This is a genomic window from Pantoea ananatis LMG 2665, assembly GCF_000710035.2.
Taxonomy (GTDB): Bacteria; Pseudomonadota; Gammaproteobacteria; order Enterobacterales; family Enterobacteriaceae; genus Pantoea; species Pantoea ananatis.
The window spans coordinates 607,766-627,524 of sequence record NZ_JMJJ01000005.1 but is presented as its reverse complement, the minus strand read 5'-3'; the positions used below and the strand labels follow the sequence as shown (position 1 = coordinate 627,524).

Genomic DNA, 19,759 nt, shown 5'->3' with positions numbered 1-19,759 from the left:
TGGGCAGCGTTCTGTTTTTCTCTGGCTGAGAGGACATTCGGGAGCTGCATTAGCTCGGGTTGCGACTTAAGACCCGCCGCGCTTCGCGATAACGTTTTTTCCAGTAATCTTCATTAAGGCTGGAGATCATGACACCGCTGCTGGTCGAAGCATGAACAAAGTTGTCATTGCCGAGGTAGATACCGACATGACGGCCCGTTGAGCCAGCACGGAAGAGAACTAAGTCACCCGGTCGCAGTCTGCTGCGAGAAATCTCTTTTCCCGTTCCCTGCTGTTCGGACGTTGAGCGAGGAAGATCCAGACCAAACTGTTCGCGGAACGTACGCTGAACGAAAGCGGAACAATCAATACCACGCTTGGTATCACCGCCAAGACGGTAACGAACACCTTTCCAGCTCGCGTATTGATCCATGATGCGCGTCTTAACATCAACGTTGCGCACCATCTCTTCGAACTCATCCTGAGACGCTTGAAGTAAAAAACCATTCTGGTTGTTAACTTCATGATTCTCGTTTTTAACGGTGTTATGGGTACTGCTACAAGCTGAGAGGAGAGTTGCCAGCGCCAGAGCGGGCGCAATCCGCCAGATATATCTCAGTATTGGTTGAGACTTGACCATTATTCGGGTTTTCCTTCGAAGTCCTTACGACAAGATTGTCGCCAGCCAGATGACAAAACGGAATGAGATTAATAAGCCAGTCAGAACAAGACAATGCTTTAATTATAAAAATGTGTAAATCACCACATTTTATCTATTAAAGAATGCTTAATACCGCGTCTTCTTTTCTCACTGCGACCGAGATTAACCGATTCCAGAGGCCGTGGCGAGCGCTTTTAATCAAATTCTGATAGGTTTTTTTGATACTTATCAAACTTAAATAACTTGTTCACTTTATCAACAGTTATTCAAGGTGATAACAGGATGAAAGGGGTGATCTGGCGCTAATTCCAGGCTTAGTGCGGGCTGGGAGAAGGTCTGCAGAGTAACTATCGCCGAAGGCTGAAGAGAAGTCCTGCATTATCATCGGGTTCGGATGTTTTTTTGGTTAGCTTGCTAATTATTTCCATAGGTTTTTTATAAGTGAGGGCGGGTTATAATTTAATCATAATTCCGCCCTCGCTAATTAATTACTATTAGGGTTTATTTTTACCCGGTAATTTGTGATAAAACCAATTAACCAGATAATCACTTGCCGGCGTTAATAGCCACCAGCTTAATCCCACTAACGCCACGGAAAGCGATCCGACTGCAATATCGCTAAACCAGTGCGCGCCTGCCATGACGCGTGGCAGCGAGAACAGCCCCACAATGACAACACCCACTAAAAACGTACGGAAGCCGAAATAACGCCACATGAATGCTGCAAAGATAATGAGCATCATGCCATGATCGCCTGGAAAACTGTCGCTTGACGCATCTTTGGCTGGGATACCCGTTAACTCACTGACGCGGTGAACGTTCTCAAAGAACAGCGTCGGGCTGGCGTGTTTTTCCGGGATCAAATGACCCGCCTGGTTCAAAACGACCGCTGTCAGCAACATCGTAATGCCAATGGCAAACATACGACGGCGGCCCGCAGGCGTTTCCCGCCGCCACAGCCACAGATAGAGTAACCCCATCGCCAGCAACGACACGGCGTCAAAACCGCGAAAGTTAGTGATGGCGACCAGCAGGGCAAAGCCTGGGTGATCCACAATTTCATTATTAAACGCGAAGAAAATCCCTTTATCGATATCAAACCAAAACCCGTGATGGGGCGGTAAATACCATGAAAAAAACAGCACCAGTCCCAGCGCGTTAAGCAACAGGATGGTGACAAGGCGTGTTGCGTGCATAATTCTGCCCTAGTAAAAAATAACCGCCGACCTTAATCCTGTCAGCTTAAACGAAACCTCAACAAAGCAGATTGTAAACTATTCCAGTCGGCAGATGAGGAATGAATCATCTCAATGCGACTGTCAGGTGGGGTTGCGGCGAGAATTTCAACATGCACGTCTTCTCCCTGACGGTTAATGCTGACGCATCCTTCGGGGATGCGCAGCACGCCTTTAACCCGATCGACGGGGGCAAGCCGCGCCCATTCCAGCAAAGGAAGGCTATCAAACACCGTTTCGTGGTCAAAAATCCAGCCGCAGGCGACATAACCCTGACCCTCATTCACCGCCCGACGCCATGACGCGCGCCCGTCGAGTCGCAAGGCTGCGATACCGCTGCCCGGGGCCGCAGCGTGATGATGGTGGACCGGATGCGGAAGGGCGCGCGGTTTCCCGCGCGGACTGTCAAGTAACGCCAGGGGAATCTGACCGAACTCGGCAGTAACAAATTCACGATCGTCCTGATGGGCGGCAAGCCACGCCTGGAGGCGCTGCCGATCGGCCTCGCGCCAGCAGTCGCGTTTATTGCCGACAATAATGTCGGCCGCGGCCAGCTGATCGCGAAAGTTTTCATTTTCCGTTACACGCCCGTCGGCTAGCTGGCGGGCGTCCAGCAGGGTTAGCGTGGCCTGCAGTTCGATCCAGGGTTGATAAACAGACGACGTCAGCATCTGTAGCAGCTGGCGTGGATGGCCCAGGCCCGTGGGCTCAATCAGCAGGCGGTCGGGCTTGTTTTGTTGAAGCAGCCTGTTTAGCCCGACCTGCATGGGCAGCCCATTAACGCAACACATGCAGCCGCCGGGGATCTCCTTTAACGTCGCGCCACGGTTGGCCAGTAACGCGCCATCAATACCAATCTCACCGAATTCATTGACCAGCACAGCCCAGTTTTCATTCTGGGGCTTGTGCGCCAGCAGATGAAGCAGCGTGGTGGTTTTTCCGCTGCCTAAAAATCCGGTGAGAAGGTTAACGCGTGTCATGCCAGTGACTCCTGTAGAGAAAGAGGGTGGTGTTATAATATAACACTACCTGTCAACCCGGCGTACAGCGCGCGTTATCAGTCGGCACGTCCCATATAGCGACGCTCGGCAACATGGATGCGAATGCGATCGCCGTTGCTGAGGTACTCGGGAACCTGAATGATCAAACCGGTAGACATTCCCGCCGGCTTAGTGCGGGCACTGGCCGATGCGCCTTTGATACCGGGTGAAGTATCCACAATATCCATGTCCACCGTTTGTGGCAGCTCAAGCGCCAGCACCTGGCCATCCATCGTGAGTACCTGAATGCCGGGAATGCCACCTTCCGGGATGAACAGCAGCTCTTCTTCTATTTGCGCTTTTTTAAAGGAATAGGGCGTGTAATCTTCGTCGTCCATAAAGACGTATTCATCACCATCAATATAGGAGAAGGTAACGCTGCGGCGGCTCAGGGAGATGGCCTCAATGATCTCGTCGCCCTTAAAGCGTTCTTCCACCTTCATACCGGTGCGAACATCGGTAAAACGCATTTTATAAAGCGTTGCCGCACCGCGCGCGCTGGGGCTCTGGACATCAATATCCTTTACCAGCAGCAGTTTTCCATTGTGGGTAACGGCCATTCCTTTTTTGATTTCATTCGCCTTTGGCATTGCTGTTCTCACTTGCAGAGTAATAGTGCGCGCAACGTTACTCGCGCGGTCGTGAACAGGCAAGATAGCGCGAAAAATTTTGTGGTCGCGGATCAGTGGCAGTGCAGGCGGGCGTTTATCTTCAGGCAGGATGAAGTGACTCAAGCCTCTCGCTCTCTGGGCATCGCGCTTCTTGCGAAAGCACGTTAGCCGTGGCAGGAAAAAATTTTTACGCGGCAAGGGATTTCGACGCTTTAAGCGTTCTGCTATCGTCCACCTTTGACACTATACAGAGAAATTCAAGATGGAATGCCGTTCAGGCTGTGGTGCATGTTGTATTGCACCCAGCATTTCTTCACCCATACCTGGTATGCCCGACGGGAAGCCAGCTGGCCATAAGTGTGTTCAGCTCGATGAAAACATGCGGTGCAAAATTTTCGGTCATCCTGACCGTCCTCGCGTCTGTGGCTCGCTACAGCCGAGTACTGCGATGTGTGGCGATAATCGCGAGCAGGCAATATTCTGGCTTGGTGATTTGGAGAGAGCGACAACGCCAGGAATTTCAGTTGTGCAAAACGATGAGCAGTGAGCTTAATGCTTCGCTGTAACGCACAAGCGATAGCGCTGATTTAACGATGTGTTGAATTACTGTTAATGTATAAAGCAATACCTTTTCTGTATACCTGAGTCAGTGATCTTAAAAAAACCAACCTGGTCAGAACATCCTGAGATTTCCTGTTAAACGGGATGTACCTTCGTTTGATTCTGAGTCGTTAGATCTGGCCAATCTTCAGATTTGATTCTATAACGCCCTGAAGCCGCGGCGTTCTGTTTATAGGTGGTTCATGGAAAGAATGAATGGAGACACTTACGCGTATGGACAATTTTTTATCAAGAGTCTGATTTGGTTGGGAATTTTTGTGGCCCTTTCAGAGGCAGTATCGATTATTGTCTCATTGATATTCACTGATTTTATCCATGGAAATCCACACAGAAGCAAAAGTAATGCTGTTTCTATGATGGAAATTTTTCCATTAATAATGGGTTTTATAGCGATAATTGGCGTCTTTATTGTATTTTCACTCTCACAGGCTATTCAGGTAATTATGCTGCGAAAACTGTATCCAGCATTTGGTCGCCGTTCCTGTTTATTCGTCGCCCTTGCGACGCCGTTGGTTACGATTGTGACCTGGTATAGCTATGATTACCTGACGCCCACCGATTTTAGTTTTGTCGGAGCGGATTGGGTGCCGCCCTATCAGCATGGTATAAGTTTCACGAGATATTTCTTAACACTCGCATACCAGTGTATGGTAACGGCATTTAGCATGCTCTATTTTGATTATGAGGTCAGGGAACGCTCAAAAAAATCAGTGTTGCTGGGGACTCTTCTCATAACGATTATTGCTGGCGCTTTGTGGGGATATCACGATGCAACGGTACAATATCATTTTATAGATAATCCTGCAGATTCTCCTTCTATAACCGATTCTTAAGTTCATCACTTTTGAACTGTGCTCTTGCGCATTACCCTCCATCTTTGCCATAGCGTTTGTCAGGTACGCTTTAATCGTCCTTGTTTTAAGCTCCACCATTCAGAGTTTAAATAGCGAGAAACGGAGCGTTCACTTCATTGCGTCCAGCCGACTTCAGCGTACGCCCGGACGGTAAACGGCAAGACTCAACGCCAGATTCGCCGTCCAGAGTCGGTAACATTTTGTTTTTCAAAGCAAATCTGACGAGCCAGAGAAAGACCCGTCAGATGATGGCTATCGGTCTCACCTGATTAGCACCGTAATTTTGCCTGGCTAGGGCGATAACTCTTCAAGCGATTTCCCTTTGGTTTCAATGGCGAAGAGCAGGGTAATCATTCCGCCGATTAGGGCAATCACGGCGAACGCAATGAAAACAAACCGGATACCAAATCCCGATACAATGAAACCCACCATTAGTGGCCCAACAGACGACCCGGCGCGCAGCCAGGCGCTGGAAAAGGCAGTACCTGTCGCGCGAAGTCTGGTCGGATACAGTTCGGCCGAATAGAGATAAAGTGAAAAGGCAATTGTTTGCAAAATAGCATAGGCCATGCTGCCCAATATCAGTATCTGCCATGGCGTATTGGCACCCAGTACACACAGCACGATGAGCGGAATAATGGCCAGCATAAATGCCCAGGTGTACCAGCGCTTACGGCCTACTTGATCGATCTTAAAGGCACAAATGACAGAGGCAATAACGCCACAGGTAGAGGTAATCCATCCATAGGCCAGGCTGGTTTCTAATGGCAGATGAAACAAGGTTCTGTACATAGTAGGAAACCAGGTAATCATGCCGTTGTTAACGGTATAAACCGTGAGCCACAATCCCCACAGCATAAACGTGCGGGATTTGTAGATACCTGAAAACAGCGCCTTTACGCCGCTGGACGAGGCGGGCATCACCGGTACGGGTTTTATTACAGGCTCGGGTAATGACATACCACGACGAAGGGCTTCTGCTTCAAACAACTGAACGACTTTTTCAGCCTGTTGATGGCGGCCTTTAGAGACTAACCAGCGCGGAGACTCTGGCATAAACCAACGCAAAGGCGCCGCCAGAGCTGAAGGGATCAGGCCAATAAGAAACATGATTTTCCAGCCATAAATGGGCACCAGAAAGAATCCGATAAGGCCAGCACACATCATGCCGACTGGAAAGATCACTTCATAAAGCAGAAAAAACCGACCCCGCTTCTTTGCACCGACAAATTCGTTGATATAGGCACTGGCAACGGGAACCTCAGCACCAATGCCCAGTCCCTGCAAAAAACGAATGATCAGAATTGACCAACCGTTCCAGGCGAACAGGCAGGCGGCATCCATAATCACAAACATCACGATGGTGATACGTAAAACACCAATCCTGCCAATTTTTTCTGCCAGCGTACCAAAAAAGAGCGCTCCCACCAGTTGCCCAATATAGCTGGCTGCAATGATCAGACCGACGAACGTCGGCGTAAGCCCCCATTCCTGCGTCAGTTGTGGCAGGGCAAACGCGATGGCAATAATGGTATAGGCATCAAAAAAAGTGGACAGCCCTACCACAACACGAATCGCCATTAACCGGCGTGTGATGGGCAATCGCTCAAGCCGTGCCAGTAATACTGATGCGTCGGCGGGATGAGCGTGGCAAGCGATAACCTGAGTTGACATAGTTACACCCTGTTGCGTGATGGATATGGGGCAAACATGCAAGACGACGCGCGTTCCTGAGCCATGCATTTGCAGCCACTCACTGACGGTAGTTGCATAAAACCTGTGCAAAATGGATAGTGTGAAAACGTTAATGCAATCGTTTTCACATGAATTATCGTTGGTTTAATATCCCGCTGCGTCAATTAAGCGGCTTGATTAATTGTTAACGTGTTCACATTCCGCTCTCAGGCAATCGAAAAAGCGTGAAACAGGTCATACTCTCTTCAATAGCCTTTACGGGGATGCTCAGGCTGGGGAGAACAATGAGAGCCTAAGCGTTGAAAATCGTATTCTTCAGGCGTGACGACAAAGAGAAATGCGGCCCCCACGCAGTGCATGTTAAGGGCGTATCCCGTTGTTATAGCGTCTGTTGTATAGTATTGCCGTCTGCAGAGGGATCTTTGCCACCCACATTAATCCTCGGAGTGATATATGGATCAGGAAAGCCAGGAAAAGGAACAGTCGGATAAAAGGCTGATAACGATGCGTGATGTTGCTAATGCCGCGGGCGTAAGCATCTCCACCGTATCGCGAATTCTGGATGAGAGGCTTCCGCAGTCAAAAAGCGCGTCAGCTGAAAAGGTTCGCCAGGTTGCCCGTGAACTTGGCTATCGGCGTGATTATGTTGCCTCCAGCCTGCGCAGGGGCGATACCGGCACGCTTGGCGTTCTGGTTCCGCGTATGACGGATGCGGTGACGGCGATGCTGTTTGAGGCTATCGCGACAGCAGCTTCACGACGCGGCTATTTTGCCATCGTGGCGACCTGTGGTGACGATCCGCAACAGGAAAAAGCGTCCGCAGAATCCCTACTGGACAGACGCGTTGACGGCCTGATTCTTTCAACCTGTCGTCTGGGCGATCCGCTTCCCCAGACCCTGCGGGAGCGCGAAATACCGCACGTGCTGGTATTGCGTACGGATGGCGTAAGTCCCTCTTCCGTTGGCGATGACGAAATGGGTGGCTACCTTGCAGCGCGTCATCTGATCGATTTAGGCCATAAAAAAATCGGGATGATTGGTGGACCGGATTTTGCGTCCAATGCGTTGAATCGTCGTAAAGGTTTTGAACGGGCAATGAGTGAAGCCGGTTTGCCTGTTCGGCCAGAATGGTGCCGTTCGTCTGACTTTAATATCAAGTCAGGCGAAGATGTGGGGTCGTCAATGTTGAACCATACCTCGCGGCCAACCGCAATTTTTGCCGTCAATGATGAGATTGCGATTGGGGTCATGGCTGCGGCGCATCGTGCAGGCATGACCATCGGCAAAGACCTGTCACTGGTCGGATACAACGATATCCCCCTGGTCAGCCGCTTGCCTGTCGCATTGACCTCAGTGCGAACACCGCTGGAACATATTGCCGGTAATGCTGTAGATATGCTTATCCATGGCAGGCATGAACCCCATTTATCGACCATTATTCCTACGTTAATTCCGCGAAAATCCACGTCTTCTCCTCATCAGTAATCGTTCCTTTAATGACCGCATTGCGAATGTAATGTGGTCATTAACCCGCTGGGATCCCGATCGCAAACTCTCTTCGTCTCCCAAAGCGTTTTGTGATAACTGCCTCATTTATCAATCGCCGCTGGTTGACGCGATGAAATTAGATTGCCAATTTATCTTATGTGAAAACGATTTCAGTAACGTTTTCATATTGTGGTCACTTTGACTGAACCTGTGACTAAAAGTATTTCACATCAAGGAGTTAATCATGATTAATATCGACCTAAGAGGTTTAACCCCTGCGCCTGTCACCCCATTCACGCGCGAAGGGCAAGTGGATTTTGACGCGATTCAACGTCTGGGCAGTTGGCTGGGAAGTATCGACGGCGTAAAGGGGCTGGTGGTCCTGGGTCATGCTGGCGAGGGCACCTTTCTGACGCAGGATGAACAGGCCGACGTGATTCGGGCATTTGTAAAATCGGTCGAAGGCAAAATCCCCGTTATTGCCGGTATTACCGGGGAAGGCACCGAAGTCGCGGCGCGTGAGGCAAAACGCGCTGTCGAGGCCGGTGCGGCTGCCGGTTTGCTCTATCCCTCACACGGCTGGTTGCGTTTTGGATACCAGGACGGCGCACCTCAGGATCGCTACCGCGTCGTGTATGAAGAGAGTGGTTTACCGCTTATTTTATTCCAGTACCCGGATGTGACCAAAGCCACCTATAACCTGAAAACGCTGCTGGATATTTCCGCGCAACCCGGCGTGTTTGCGATGAAAAATGGCGTGCGTAATATGCGGCGGTGGGATACTGAAATTCCCGTCATCCGCCGTGAACGTCCCGATCTACAGATTCTGACCTGCCACGATGAATATCTGCTGCATACCATTTTTGATGTTGATGGCTTCCTGGTGGGCTACGGCAATATTGCCCCTGAGCCGCTGATTGAAATGATTAACGCAGGTAAAGCGCAGGACTATAAGAAAGCACGTGCTTTACATGATCGACTGATGCCTGTGACTAAAGCGGTTTACCATCGTGGCTCACATATGGAAGGCACTGTCGCACTCAAACATGCGCTGGTTGCGCGTGGCATTCTGGAACATGCCACTGTCCGTTCACCGCTGTTACCGCTGGGTGACGGAGCGGCCGAAGAGATTCATGCCGCAATGCGTTCTGCTGAGCTGGGCCGGGTGAAATAAAATGGGCGAGTCTGGCAGGCAGGGCGCCTTCATGTGGGAACTGCCTGTCGTCGCGGCCTAAGGCTATTCAACGTATCTCTGGGATAACCCGGTTTACTGACCGGCAGCCAGCCAGAGAAAAAAGGCATCAGCGCGATAAGAATTTACACCCTCAGTGCACCTGATACGCAGAAAACGGTTATTTAGCCGCGTGCCATTTCTCTGTAGGACATACCGATAAATAACCCGTTGCAACCTTGCGGAGTGAAAGGAAGCCTGTACCGGCCTTGAGTGTGGGCTGGAACGGTGTAAACCGCAGTCAGAAGGAATGGGATCATGCTACTACTACAGTTTATGACCGTGCTTTTTTTTCTGTTTTTGGGAATGCGTATTGGCGGTATCGGTGTGGGGTTTGCAGGTGGGGCGGGTGTAATCATGTTGTGCGCGCTGGGTGCCACGCCTGGCGATCTGCCCATGCTGGTAATGGTATTTATTATGGTGGTGATCGTCGCCATATCGGCCATGCAACAGGCAGGCGGCATTGATTATCTGGTGCAACTGACAGAACGTGCCTTACGTCGCTATCCGCGGTTGTTGGTGATTACGGCACCGCTCTCAACCTGGTTACTGACCATGATGGCCAGTACCGGGCAGGTCTCTTTTGCCTGTATGCCCGTGATTGTGGCTGTGGCCAGAGATAATCACCTTCGTCCAACCCGCGCATTAGCGCTTTCCGTTGCCGCATCCTTACTGGGCATTGTGGCCTCGCCCATTTCTGCCGCCGTGATTTTTCTCTCTGGGATTCTGGAACAGGGACCGCATGGTTGGGGCTATATTGAACTGATTGCCGTGACCATTCCCGCCACCTTCATGGCGCTTTTCTGTTCCGCCTTGTTTTACCTGTGGTGGGATCGCTTACGTCACACAGACCAGCTTGAGCATCAGGATGATGCGGTAAACACCGTACAGCATTCGCATTCCGCTCTCCACGGTAGACGTTCAGTACTGATTTTTATTGTCGGCCTGGTGACAGTGCTGATTTATGCCATTATCAGCAGCCCTAAAATGGAGATCATTACCCGCCCCGTTCTCAATAGCGGACAGGCACGGATTGCCGTAATGCTAACGGTGGCGATGGCTATCGTCATGTTCTGTCGGGTGAATGTGCATACAATTCCGGGATCGTCGGTGTTTAAAACCGGAATGACGTCTTGTATATGCATACTGGGTGTGGCCTGGCTGGGTTCCACATTTATGGAGAGCAATCGTCTGTGGTTGCAGGATAGGGTGGCGAGCTATTTTCTGGATTCCACATGGTTACTGGCGTTGATTATCGTACTGGCATCATGTTTTCTCTATTCTCAGGCGGCATCGACCAAAATTTTATTTCCGATGGCCTTAAGTATGGGCATTGCGCCCGCCACGCTTGTTATCTGTTTTCCCGCTACCGCGTCCCTGTTTATCTTACCGAACTATCCCACATTGCTGGCCGCCGTTGCGCTGGATGATACGGGATCCACCCGCCTTGGCCGACGGATAATCGATCACCCATTTATCCTGCCTGGCCTGCTGGCTACCGGTCTGTCGATGCTTTTTGCAGCAGGTTTAGCAAGGCTGTTCTAACCTTAAGGACATCATGAGGGTAAAAGGCTAAGCTCCTTTGCCGCCATGCTGTGAAGCCCGTGCTGGTGGATTATCACTGTCTGGCAACGTGCCTCTGAGAGGTTAACGTTACCCTGTTTGCAGCGTCTGCTGACGCTGCTGAAATCACGCTCAAAAAATCGGCCTCGTGTCGTCCAGACTTCAGCACTATTTTTAAGAAAATTCCGTAACCTCTCTGAATTGTGCGTAATGTCAAAGATCTGTTATGCCGTTTACGCATTTTCTTGCCTGCAAAGCCAAGCTGAATAACAATCCCTGAAACGTTTCAGCGTTGCTGTGACAACCTTCACCAGGTCAAACAGCAAGATTCAACACCATTGAGCTGAAACGATTCAATCAGCAAGCGAGGAGAATTATGTTCCAGCTCGAATTGCAGGCCATCCATACCGGAGCCAGCGCCCAAAATAAAGAAGATGCGATTCGTCAGGTTGCGGCGGCACTTACCGCTGCGGGTAACGTGGCGGAAGGTTATGTCAACGGCATGCTGGCGCGTGAGCAGCAAACCTCAACCTTTTTGGGTAATGGCATCGCCATTCCTCACGGCACCACCGACACGCGCGATCTGGTGCTGAAAACCGGCGTTCAGGTCTTTCAGTTTCCTCAGGGAATTGCCTGGGGCGACGATCAAACGGCCTATGTCGCGATTGGTATTGCCGCGAAATCTGATGAACATCTGACGTTGCTGCGCCAGCTGACGCACGTACTGAGTGACGACAGCATCGCCGAACAGCTTAAAACGGCCTCTGCTGAAGATCTGCGCGCGCTGCTGATGGGTGAGAAGCAGTCAGCTGAATTCAGCTTCGATACTTCACTAATTTCCCTGGATGTCAGCGCACGTGACCTGATAACGCTGCAGGCCGTCAATGCCGGCCGCTTACAGGCTGCGGGTGTGGTTGATGCCAGCTATGTTGCTGAGGTGGTTTCCAGTAAACCGCTGAGTCTGGGGCAGGGCATCTGGTTAAGCGACAGCGGCAAAGGCAATCTGCAAAGCGGTGTGGCCGTCAGCCGCGCGGCGACAGCCTTTGAACATGAAGGTGAATCCGTGGCAATGCTAGTCAGCGTGGCCGCCGTCGATGACCGCCCGCTGGAGGTACTGGGTTACCTGAGCGCACTGTTGCACAGCAACAAAGCCGACCGTTTGCTGAAAGCCGATGCGGCAGGTGTTTATGCCCTGCTAACCAGCGAAGTTGACGAGCAGGCAGACCAACTGACGGCTGAATTTACTATTCGCAACGAGCATGGCTTACATGCGCGTCCGGGGACCGCCCTGGTGAGCGTGATTAAACAGTTCAACAGCGACATTACGATTACCAACCTCGATGGCAGCGGTAAACCTGCAAACGGACGCAGCCTGATGAAAGTCGTTGCGCTGGGTGTGAAAAAAGGTCACCGCCTGCGTTTTACTGCCAGTGGGGAAGATGCCCAACAGGCGCTGACGGCTATCGAAGAAGCCATCAACAGTGGCTTAGGTGAGGGGGCGGCATGACCAGACGTGTTGCAACCATCACGTTGAATCCTGCGTACGATCTGGTCGGTTATACGCCAGAAATTGAACGTGGTGAAGTGAACCTGGTGAAAACCACTGGCTTACATGCTGCCGGGAAAGGCATCAATGTGGCGAAGGTGCTGAAAGATCTGGGTATCGACGTAACCGTTGGTGGCTTTCTGGGTAAAGACAATCAGGATGGTTTTCAGCAGCTCTTTAGTGAACTGGGGATCGCCAACCGTTTTCAGGTCGTGAATGGCCGCACGCGCATCAACGTCAAGCTGACTGAGCAAACCGGTGATGTGACCGATCTTAACTTTTCCGGTTTTCAGGTGACGGCTCAGGACTGGGATCGCTTTACCAGCGACTCATTAACCTGGCTGGGCCAGTTCGACATGGTGTGCGTGAGTGGCAGCCTGCCGGAGGGGGTCGATCCTGATGCCTTTACCCGCTGGATGACTGAACTGCGTACGCACTGTCCCTGCATCATCTTTGACAGTAGCCGCGAAGCCCTGGTGGCGGGCCTGAAAGCCGCCCCCTGGCTGGTTAAACCTAATCGTCGCGAGCTTGAGATTTGGGCAGGGCGCAAGCTACCTGCACTTCAGGACGTGATTGACGCAGCGCACGAGTTGCGTGAGCAGGGCATTGCACATGTGGTGATTTCTCTGGGTGCTGAAGGCGCACTTTGGGTCAATGCCTCAGGTGAATGGATAGCTAAACCGCCGGTGTGCGAAGTTGTCAGCACCGTTGGCGCAGGTGACTCCATGGTAGGTGGCCTGATTTATGGCCTGTTAATGCGTGAATCCAGTGAACATACGTTACGTCTGGCTACTGCGGTAGCCGCGATGGCTGTCAGCCAGAGCAACGTCGGCGTGACCGATCGTACCCAGTTGGCCGCAATGATGGCGCGCGTCGACTTACAACCCGTTAACTGACAGCAGGAGAGCGATAGTGAAAACGCTGCTGATAAAAGATCCTTCAACAGGACTGGCTTCTGCCTACATGGCAAAACAACGTCTGGCCGCTGCGGCTGCTCAGGCTGGTATAACGCTAACCGAAAACCCGGCCGAGGCCGAACTGGTGATCGTCACCGGTAAAACAGTACCAGAGGATGCCGCGCTGACGGGGAAATCCGTGTGGCTGGGCGATGTGCAGCAGGCAGTCAGTGAACCTGAACTGTTCCTGAATCGTGCCAAAGCCGAAGCGAAACCCTGGCAAGCCAGCGTGGCAGCACCTGCTGCCGTTGCCGCTGTGCCAGCGAATGGGCCAAAACGTGTGGTTGCTGTGACCGCTTGCCCAACGGGCGTTGCGCATACCTTTATGGCGGCCGAGGCAATCCAGGCGGAAGCGACCAAACGCGGCTGGTGGGTTAAAGTTGAAACCCGTGGCTCTGTAGGGGCCGGTAACGCGATCACCCCTGAAGAAGTTGCCGCAGCCGATCTGGTTATCGTGGCCGCGGATATCGAAGTGGATCTGGCTAAGTTTGCGGGTAAACCGATGTACCGCACCTCAACTGGTCTGGCACTGAAAAAGACCGCGCAGGAGCTGGATAAAGCCGTGGCAGAAGCGAAGCCTTATAAACCTTCTGGCGCGCAAAACAGTTCTCAGGAAGAGAAAAAAGAGGGCGGCGCGGGGGCTTACCGTCACCTGTTGACCGGCGTCTCCTACATGCTGCCCATGGTGGTGGCGGGTGGCTTGAGTATCGCGCTGTCTTTTGCGTTTGGTATCACGGCCTTTAAAGAGCCCGGTACGCTGGCCGCTGCCCTGATGCAAATCGGTGGCGGGAGTGCCTTTGCACTGATGGTTCCGGTTCTGGCGGGCTTTATTGCCTTCTCAATCGCGGACCGTCCTGGTCTGACGCCTGGCCTGATTGGCGGTATGATCGCCACCAGCATCAACGCGGGCTTCCTTGGCGGCATCATCGCCGGTTTTATTGCGGGTTATGCGGCCAAACTGATCAGCGGTAAGGTGAAGTTGCCACAGAGTATGGAAGCGCTAAAACCTATCCTGATTATTCCGCTGTTTGCCAGCCTGATCACCGGCTTGCTGATGATCTACGTGGTAGGTAAACCGGTCGCGGGCATCATGAGCGGTTTGACCAGCTGGCTGGCTAACATGGGTACCGCGAATGCAATCCTGCTGGGCGCTATCCTGGGTGGCATGATGTGTACCGATATGGGTGGTCCTGTTAACAAAGTTGCTTACGCATTTGGCGTCGGCCTGCTGAGTTCACAAACCTACGCACCTATGGCCGCGATTATGGCTGCCGGTATGGTGCCACCGCTGGCGATGGGGCTGGCGACGCTGGTTGCGCGTCGTAAATTTAACAAAGGTCAGCAGGAAGGCGGTAAAGCCGCGCTGGTTCTGGGTCTATGCTTTATTTCAGAAGGTGCGATTCCGTTTGCGGCCCGTGACCCGATGCGCGTCCTGCCATGCTGTATCGTCGGTGGCGCAGTAACCGGTGCCGTTTCCATGGCGATTGGGGCCAAGCTGATGGCACCGCACGGTGGCCTGTTCGTCCTGTTAATCCCGGGGGCGATTACGCCGGTCGTGGGTTATCTGATGGCGATTTTGATTGGTACCGCGATTGCCGGATTAGGCTATGCAGTACTGAAGCGCCCGGAAGAAGAGCTGGCGAAAGCCTGACAGGTAAGACGACAAAGGAGCCGCAAGGCTCCTTTGTCTTATTTCTTAACGTTGTTCTGACTTAAGCCAGGCAATTTCATCTTTCCAGATATCGGGATTAATGGTTTCCAGAATCAGCGGAATACCATCGAACCGCGAATCCTTCATCATCCAGCTAAAGACGGTTTTACCGATATTCCCCTCACCCAGGCTGTGATGACGGTCAACCCGGCTGCCCAGCGTACTTTTGGCATCATTCAGGTGCATCCCGCGAAGATAGTTAAAACCCACCACGCGCTCAAATTCGGCAAAGGTCTCCGTGCAGGCGGCTTCACTGCACAGATCGTATCCGCCCGCGAAGGCATGGCAGGTATCGATGCAAACGCCGACGCGCGACTTATCTTTGACGTGTTCAATAATGGTCGCCAGATGTTCAAAGCGGAACCCCAGGTTGCTGCCCTGACCGGCGGTATTTTCGATAACGGCGGTCACGCTGTGGGTTTGATCCAGGGCGATGTTAATTGACTCGGCGATGCGCTTTAAGCAGGTCAGCTCATCAATTTGCTGTAAATGACTGCCCGGATGAAAATTCAGTAGCGTCAGCCCCAGCTGTTCCGCGCGCTGCATTTCATCTACGAACGCATCGCGCGATTTTTGCAACGCGTCCATGACCGGATGCCCCAGGTTTATCAGATAGCTGTCGTGCGGCAGAATCTGGCCCGGTCCAAAATGGTATTTCTCACAGGCAGCGCGGAAGGCGGCGATGGTTTCGTCTGACAGCGGGGCGGCTTTCCACTGACGCTGGTTCTTCGTGAACAGCGCAAAAGCCGTGGCTTCCAGTTCGTGGGCGCGGAGGACCGCCTGATCCACACCACCCGATGCGCTGACGTGCGCGCCAATATACTTCATGCCGTTCTCCTGAAGGATTTAACTCAGATTGAACGGCATGATACACGATGGCGCTGTGGCAAAGCGCGGTGCGCAGGAAATTTTTAGCGAGGTCAGGAGGAGGCATTATCAGGAATACAGCCGTGCCACAAAGGGCTCGCTGTTTTCACCCGAATACGCGAAAAGTCTCAGAAAAGGGGCCGGGCGTGAGGCGAAACCGGCCGGTGCCGAATCGACCTTGTCTGTCAGAAGAAGGCAACGCAGCGGATCAGTGGCGGAGTTTCGCCAATTCGTCTTCTGTCAGGCCGGTCATTTTAATCACGGTCGGGCGATCAAGGCCGTTATTTAACATGGTCCGGGCAATCTTCAGCGCTTCTTCCTTCCTGCCTTTTTCAATGCCTTTTTGTTCCAGCTGTTCTGCAATGGTCATCAGAGCCTCTCCGTGTTGCGGCACCCGCTGTGCCAGCTTATGAACAAAGGTTTGCGCATCTGAAGCTTCGCCCACCTGTATCATGTAGTTTACCAGCGATATCACCAGCGATGAAGAGAGATGTTTATGTAGAAGAAGACTGACCAGGCTGTCAATCAGGGCTGTCAGGTTTCGCTGGTGGATATGCTTTTGCAGTAAGGTTAAGGCGGCCATGCTGCGATGGTGTGCAATCTCCTCGTCAGGGATAATCGTCACATCAACCAAAGGGAAAGCCGTGGTGTACAGTGCGCCCGCGATGTCCGGTCGGGCAAATTCATCGAGCCAGCAGAGGGAATAAGGATACGGGCTGCGTTTACCGGTATAGAACAACATTGGGATAACCAACGGCAGTGTTTTATGCCCGGCCTGCAGGTGGCGGTGCATGGCGGCAACCGCATAGCGCATCAACCTGAAGGCCATATGTTGATCCGGACCGGACTGATGCTCGATAAGCACGTGGATGTAGCCTTCCCCGGATGCGGTTTTAAGGCTGTAGAGCACGTCGCTGAAATACTGACGCAGATCGTCTTCGACAAACGAACCCGATTCCAGTTTAAGGGTGGACAGGTCGCAAAAGGCTCGTAACGGTTCTGGCAGGTGGATCGCCATAAAATCCCGCGCAATATCGGGCTGTGTCAGAAACTGCCTGAACAGGGCATCGTGAGGCGTTGGCGTGGTGGTTTTTATCTTCATCCGTCCCGGCTCGAAAAAATGACCTGCCTAAAATAGGGCAGACCGGGGCGTTCGCCTAATAACGGCGCAGTAATGTACGGCGCGTCTCGCAAATCCCCGCGAGTGGTGCAGTGAAGGGGAAGTGGCCGCCATAACCGGCCCCGTCAAGGGCCGGTCAGGAAGGGAGAGGGCTGCGTGCTTACGCCATGAGGTGCTGGACCAGCAGATTAATAGTACCGCCACCCACAATCAGCCAGACAAATACCAGTGCTCCTAACAGCACAGGCTTAAATCCGGCAGCGCGCAGGGCAGTAAAGCGGGTAGTTAAGCCCAACGCTGCCATTGCCATGGTCAGCAGGATCCCGCCGAGGGTATTTAATGTGTTAACCCACCCGGCCGGCAACCAGTGCAGAGAGTTGAACAGAGCGACAGCAACAAACATTAAAGCAAACCACGGAAAGGTGACCGGCTGTGCGCTATGCTGTGCTGTCTGTTCACGTCGCAGTACACCGCTCAGCAACAGTAAAAACGGAGCCAGCATCATCACCCGGAGCATTTTCGCAATGACTGCGCTGCTCTCGGTTTCGGGCGCAATGCTGTGCCCGGCGGCGACCACCTGGGCCACTTCGTGGATCGTCGAACCGGTGAAAACACCAAACTGTGTCAGACTGACGGCAGGGAAAAGATGATGAACCCATGGCCACAGCAAGGGATAAACAAAGATCGCCAGGGTGCCAAACAGCACGACCGTTGCCACCGCCACCGCCACCTTTGAGGGGGCCGCTTTCACGACTGGCTCTGTGGCCAGTACGGCAGCGGCACCGCAGATGCTGCTCCCCGCACCGATTAACCACACGGTGTCACGATCGAGCCTGAGCAGGCGCCTGCCCAGCAGGCAGGTTATAAAAAACGTGCTGCTCAGGGTCAGTACATCAATAACGACGCCGCTCAGGCCGACATCCGTGATTTGTTGTAAGGTGATGCGAAATCCGAACAGTATCACGCCCAGCCGGAGCAGTTTTTGTTTGGCCAGCAGTACGCCAGCGTCGCACTGACCGGCCATGGGGGAATAAACACTGTTCCCGATAATGATGCCCAGCATAATGGCCAGAGTTAACGAACCCAGCCCCAGACGCGAGACGGCAGGTACCTGCGCCAGCAGCGCCGTGACGCTGGCAAGGGTACCGCATAGCAACAGGCCTGGCAGCCATTGCTGCACAGTGTGAGATTTTGAAATGCTGATGTCGGCCATGATTACGCTCCTGGTTGAGCAAGCATCATCACGCCGGGTTTGTTAAAAGTGAAATTGATTATATATTTATAATCTACCGCTATAAGTGATAAGGCAGGATATATGCTGTTCGCACGACTGGGGCGCTTCATTACGCTCATCAAAAGAGATGTTTTAACGCTCGCCTATGCCTGCCGCGATCCCCGAACGCCGCTGTGGTGTAAAGGCGCGGCCGTGGGACTCATGGCGTACGGCATCAGCCCCATTGATGTGATCCCTGATGTCATCCCGGTCGTCGGGCTACTTGATGATGCAGTGATCATTCCCACCGGCGTCATGTTGCTGCTGAAAATGTTACCCACGGAAGTGCGCGCCAGCAGCGCAGAGCGTGCCCGGCAGCAGCGTGCACGCGGTAAAACCCTGTTCGGTGTGCTGGGTGTGGTTTTTCTGCTGTGGATAGCCCTGATGGTTTACCTCTTACAGCGTTAGATTCAGGAGTCTCCATGCACATTACACTGCGACAAATCGACGTTTTTACCGAAGTGCTGAAAAGCGGCTCCACCACGCAGGCTTCTCAGGTGCTGGCCTTGTCCCAGTCAGCCGTCAGTGCGGCACTCGCCGATCTGGAAAACCAGCTTGGCGTTCAGCTTTTCGACCGTGTAGGTAAGCGACTGGTAGTGAATGAACACGGCCGGTTACTATACCCGCGGGCCGTGGGCCTGCTTGAACAGGCGACGGAAATCGAACAGCTGTTTAAAGAAGATAACGGGGCTATCCGAATTTATGCCAGTAGCACAATCGGGAATTACCTGTTGCCGGGGATGATTGCCGGCTACCGCCGTGATTTCCCGACCTTACCTTTAGAGCTGAGCGTGGGAAACAGCCAGGACGTGATCATGGCCGTGTCTGAATTCAGGGTTGATGTCGGGTTAATCGAAGGTCCCTGTCATATGACGGAACTGGTAAGCGAGCCCTGGCTTGACGATGAGCTGGTGGTGTTTGCCGCGCCGGATGCTGCCATTTTACAGCAGCCGGTGACGCTGGCATCGCTGGCGGAGGCCACCTGGATTCTTCGCGAACGGGGTTCAGGGACGCGCGAAATCGTTGATTACCTGCTGCTGTCTCATCTGCCAACCTTCCAGCTGGGCATGGAACTGGGCAACTCCGAAGCGATCAAACATGCCGTGCGTCACGGCATGGGCATTAGCTGTTTATCCCGCCGGGTTATTGCCGACCAGCTCAGTGCCGGAACGCTCATTGAGCTGAATACGCCTTTGCCCAATTTGACGCGTACGCTTTACCGTATTCATCACCGGCAAAAACATATCTCAAAGGCGCTGTCACGGTTTTTGTCCTACTGCCGGGAATAACCGCAGGGGGAGGCTGATG

Annotated in this window: 18 protein-coding genes; 10 read left to right on the top strand and 8 right to left on the bottom strand. The window is 52.7% G+C overall.

All coding sequences use genetic code 11. The features are described from left to right. Nucleotides 1-49 precede the first annotated feature (49 nt). The 4 genes from mepS to yeiP form a co-directional block, all read right to left on the bottom strand. Complete coding sequence (gene mepS, locus EL29_RS10835) at nt 50-619, bottom strand: bifunctional murein DD-endopeptidase/murein LD-carboxypeptidase (RefSeq protein WP_013026447.1); 570 nt, start codon at nt 617-619, stop codon at nt 50-52. 515 nt (nt 620-1,134) lie between these two features. After that, entirely contained in the window at nt 1,135-1,836 is a 702-nt protein-coding gene (locus EL29_RS10830; protein ID WP_028715359.1) for a phosphatase PAP2 family protein, read from the bottom strand. Between the two features lie 41 nt (nt 1,837-1,877). After that, the gene (locus EL29_RS10825; protein ID WP_015699898.1) at nt 1,878-2,855 is read right to left on the bottom strand and encodes a CobW family GTP-binding protein; all 978 of its coding nucleotides are present in this window, start codon (nt 2,853-2,855) and stop codon (nt 1,878-1,880) included. Between the two features lie 77 nt (nt 2,856-2,932). After that, the gene (gene yeiP, locus EL29_RS10820; protein ID WP_014594125.1) at nt 2,933-3,505 is read right to left on the bottom strand and encodes an elongation factor P-like protein YeiP; all 573 of its coding nucleotides are present in this window, start codon (nt 3,503-3,505) and stop codon (nt 2,933-2,935) included. Between the two features lie 283 nt (nt 3,506-3,788). Between yeiP and EL29_RS10815 the strand changes: the two genes are divergently transcribed. Together EL29_RS10815 and EL29_RS10810 are read left to right on the top strand one after the other, a co-directional pair. Continuing rightward, complete coding sequence (locus EL29_RS10815) at nt 3,789-4,073, top strand: YkgJ family cysteine cluster protein (protein ID WP_014594124.1); 285 nt, start codon at nt 3,789-3,791, stop codon at nt 4,071-4,073. Between the two features lie 256 nt (nt 4,074-4,329). Beyond that, nucleotides 4,330-4,980, top strand: coding sequence for a hypothetical protein (locus tag EL29_RS10810; RefSeq protein WP_128391945.1), 651 nt, complete (start codon nt 4,330-4,332; stop codon nt 4,978-4,980). Nucleotides 4,981-5,292: 312 nt separating this feature from the next. Here the strand turns inward: EL29_RS10810 and EL29_RS10805 are convergent, their stop codons facing one another. Next, nucleotides 5,293-6,675 carry an MFS transporter gene (locus tag EL29_RS10805; protein WP_028715357.1) on the bottom strand — a complete coding sequence of 461 codons (1,383 nt, stop codon included), beginning with the start codon at nt 6,673-6,675 and terminating at the stop codon, nt 5,293-5,295. A gap of 474 nt (nt 6,676-7,149) precedes the next feature. Between EL29_RS10805 and EL29_RS10800 the strand changes: the two genes are divergently transcribed. The 6 genes from EL29_RS10800 (at nt 7,150) to fruA (ending at nt 15,131) form a co-directional block, all read left to right on the top strand. Beyond that, on the top strand, nt 7,150-8,181 hold the full coding sequence (locus EL29_RS10800) for a LacI family DNA-binding transcriptional regulator (RefSeq protein ID WP_028715356.1): 1,032 nt from the start codon (nt 7,150-7,152) through the stop codon (nt 8,179-8,181). A gap of 247 nt (nt 8,182-8,428) precedes the next feature. Next, entirely contained in the window at nt 8,429-9,358 is a 930-nt protein-coding gene (locus EL29_RS10795; RefSeq protein ID WP_013026440.1) for a dihydrodipicolinate synthase family protein, read from the top strand. Between the two features lie 315 nt (nt 9,359-9,673). Beyond that, a complete protein-coding gene (locus EL29_RS10790; protein ID WP_028715355.1) occupies nt 9,674-10,960 on the top strand; it encodes an anaerobic C4-dicarboxylate transporter family protein in 1,287 nt (428 codons plus the stop codon). Nucleotides 10,961-11,354: 394 nt separating this feature from the next. Then, nucleotides 11,355-12,485 (top strand): fused PTS fructose transporter subunit IIA/HPr protein, encoded by a 1,131-nt coding sequence (fruB, locus tag EL29_RS10785; RefSeq protein ID WP_014605419.1) that lies wholly within the window; start codon nt 11,355-11,357, stop codon nt 12,483-12,485. Further along, nucleotides 12,482-13,420 (top strand): 1-phosphofructokinase, encoded by a 939-nt coding sequence (gene fruK, locus EL29_RS10780; protein ID WP_013026437.1) that lies wholly within the window; start codon nt 12,482-12,484, stop codon nt 13,418-13,420. The genes fruB and fruK overlap by 4 nt, the downstream gene beginning before the upstream one ends. Nucleotides 13,421-13,436: 16 nt before the next feature. Then, a complete protein-coding gene (fruA, locus tag EL29_RS10775) occupies nt 13,437-15,131 on the top strand; it encodes a PTS fructose transporter subunit IIBC (RefSeq protein ID WP_014605420.1) in 1,695 nt (564 codons plus the stop codon). A gap of 45 nt (nt 15,132-15,176) precedes the next feature. On the opposite strand, the gene nfo is transcribed toward fruA, so the two are convergent. The 3 genes from nfo to EL29_RS10760 all read right to left on the bottom strand — a co-directional run bounded on the left by nfo (nt 15,177) and on the right by EL29_RS10760 (nt 18,391). Next, a complete protein-coding gene (gene nfo / locus EL29_RS10770; RefSeq protein ID WP_028715354.1) occupies nt 15,177-16,019 on the bottom strand; it encodes a deoxyribonuclease IV in 843 nt (280 codons plus the stop codon). A gap of 247 nt (nt 16,020-16,266) precedes the next feature. Further along, nucleotides 16,267-17,160, bottom strand: a complete 894-nt coding sequence (locus tag EL29_RS10765) for an Rpn family recombination-promoting nuclease/putative transposase (protein WP_014594117.1) — start codon at nt 17,158-17,160, stop codon at nt 16,267-16,269. A gap of 178 nt (nt 17,161-17,338) precedes the next feature. Continuing rightward, nucleotides 17,339-18,391, bottom strand: coding sequence for a YeiH family protein (locus tag EL29_RS10760; RefSeq protein WP_014594116.1), 1,053 nt, complete (start codon nt 18,389-18,391; stop codon nt 17,339-17,341). Between the two features lie 102 nt (nt 18,392-18,493). Between EL29_RS10760 and EL29_RS10755 the strand changes: the two genes are divergently transcribed. Both EL29_RS10755 and yieE read left to right on the top strand, forming a co-directional pair. After that, nucleotides 18,494-18,859 (top strand): YkvA family protein, encoded by a 366-nt coding sequence (locus EL29_RS10755; RefSeq protein WP_013026432.1) that lies wholly within the window; start codon nt 18,494-18,496, stop codon nt 18,857-18,859. A gap of 14 nt (nt 18,860-18,873) precedes the next feature. Next, nucleotides 18,874-19,740 (top strand): DNA-binding transcriptional regulator YeiE, encoded by an 867-nt coding sequence (yieE, locus tag EL29_RS10750; RefSeq protein WP_014594115.1) that lies wholly within the window; start codon nt 18,874-18,876, stop codon nt 19,738-19,740. The last annotated feature ends 19 nt before the right edge of the window (nt 19,741-19,759 follow it).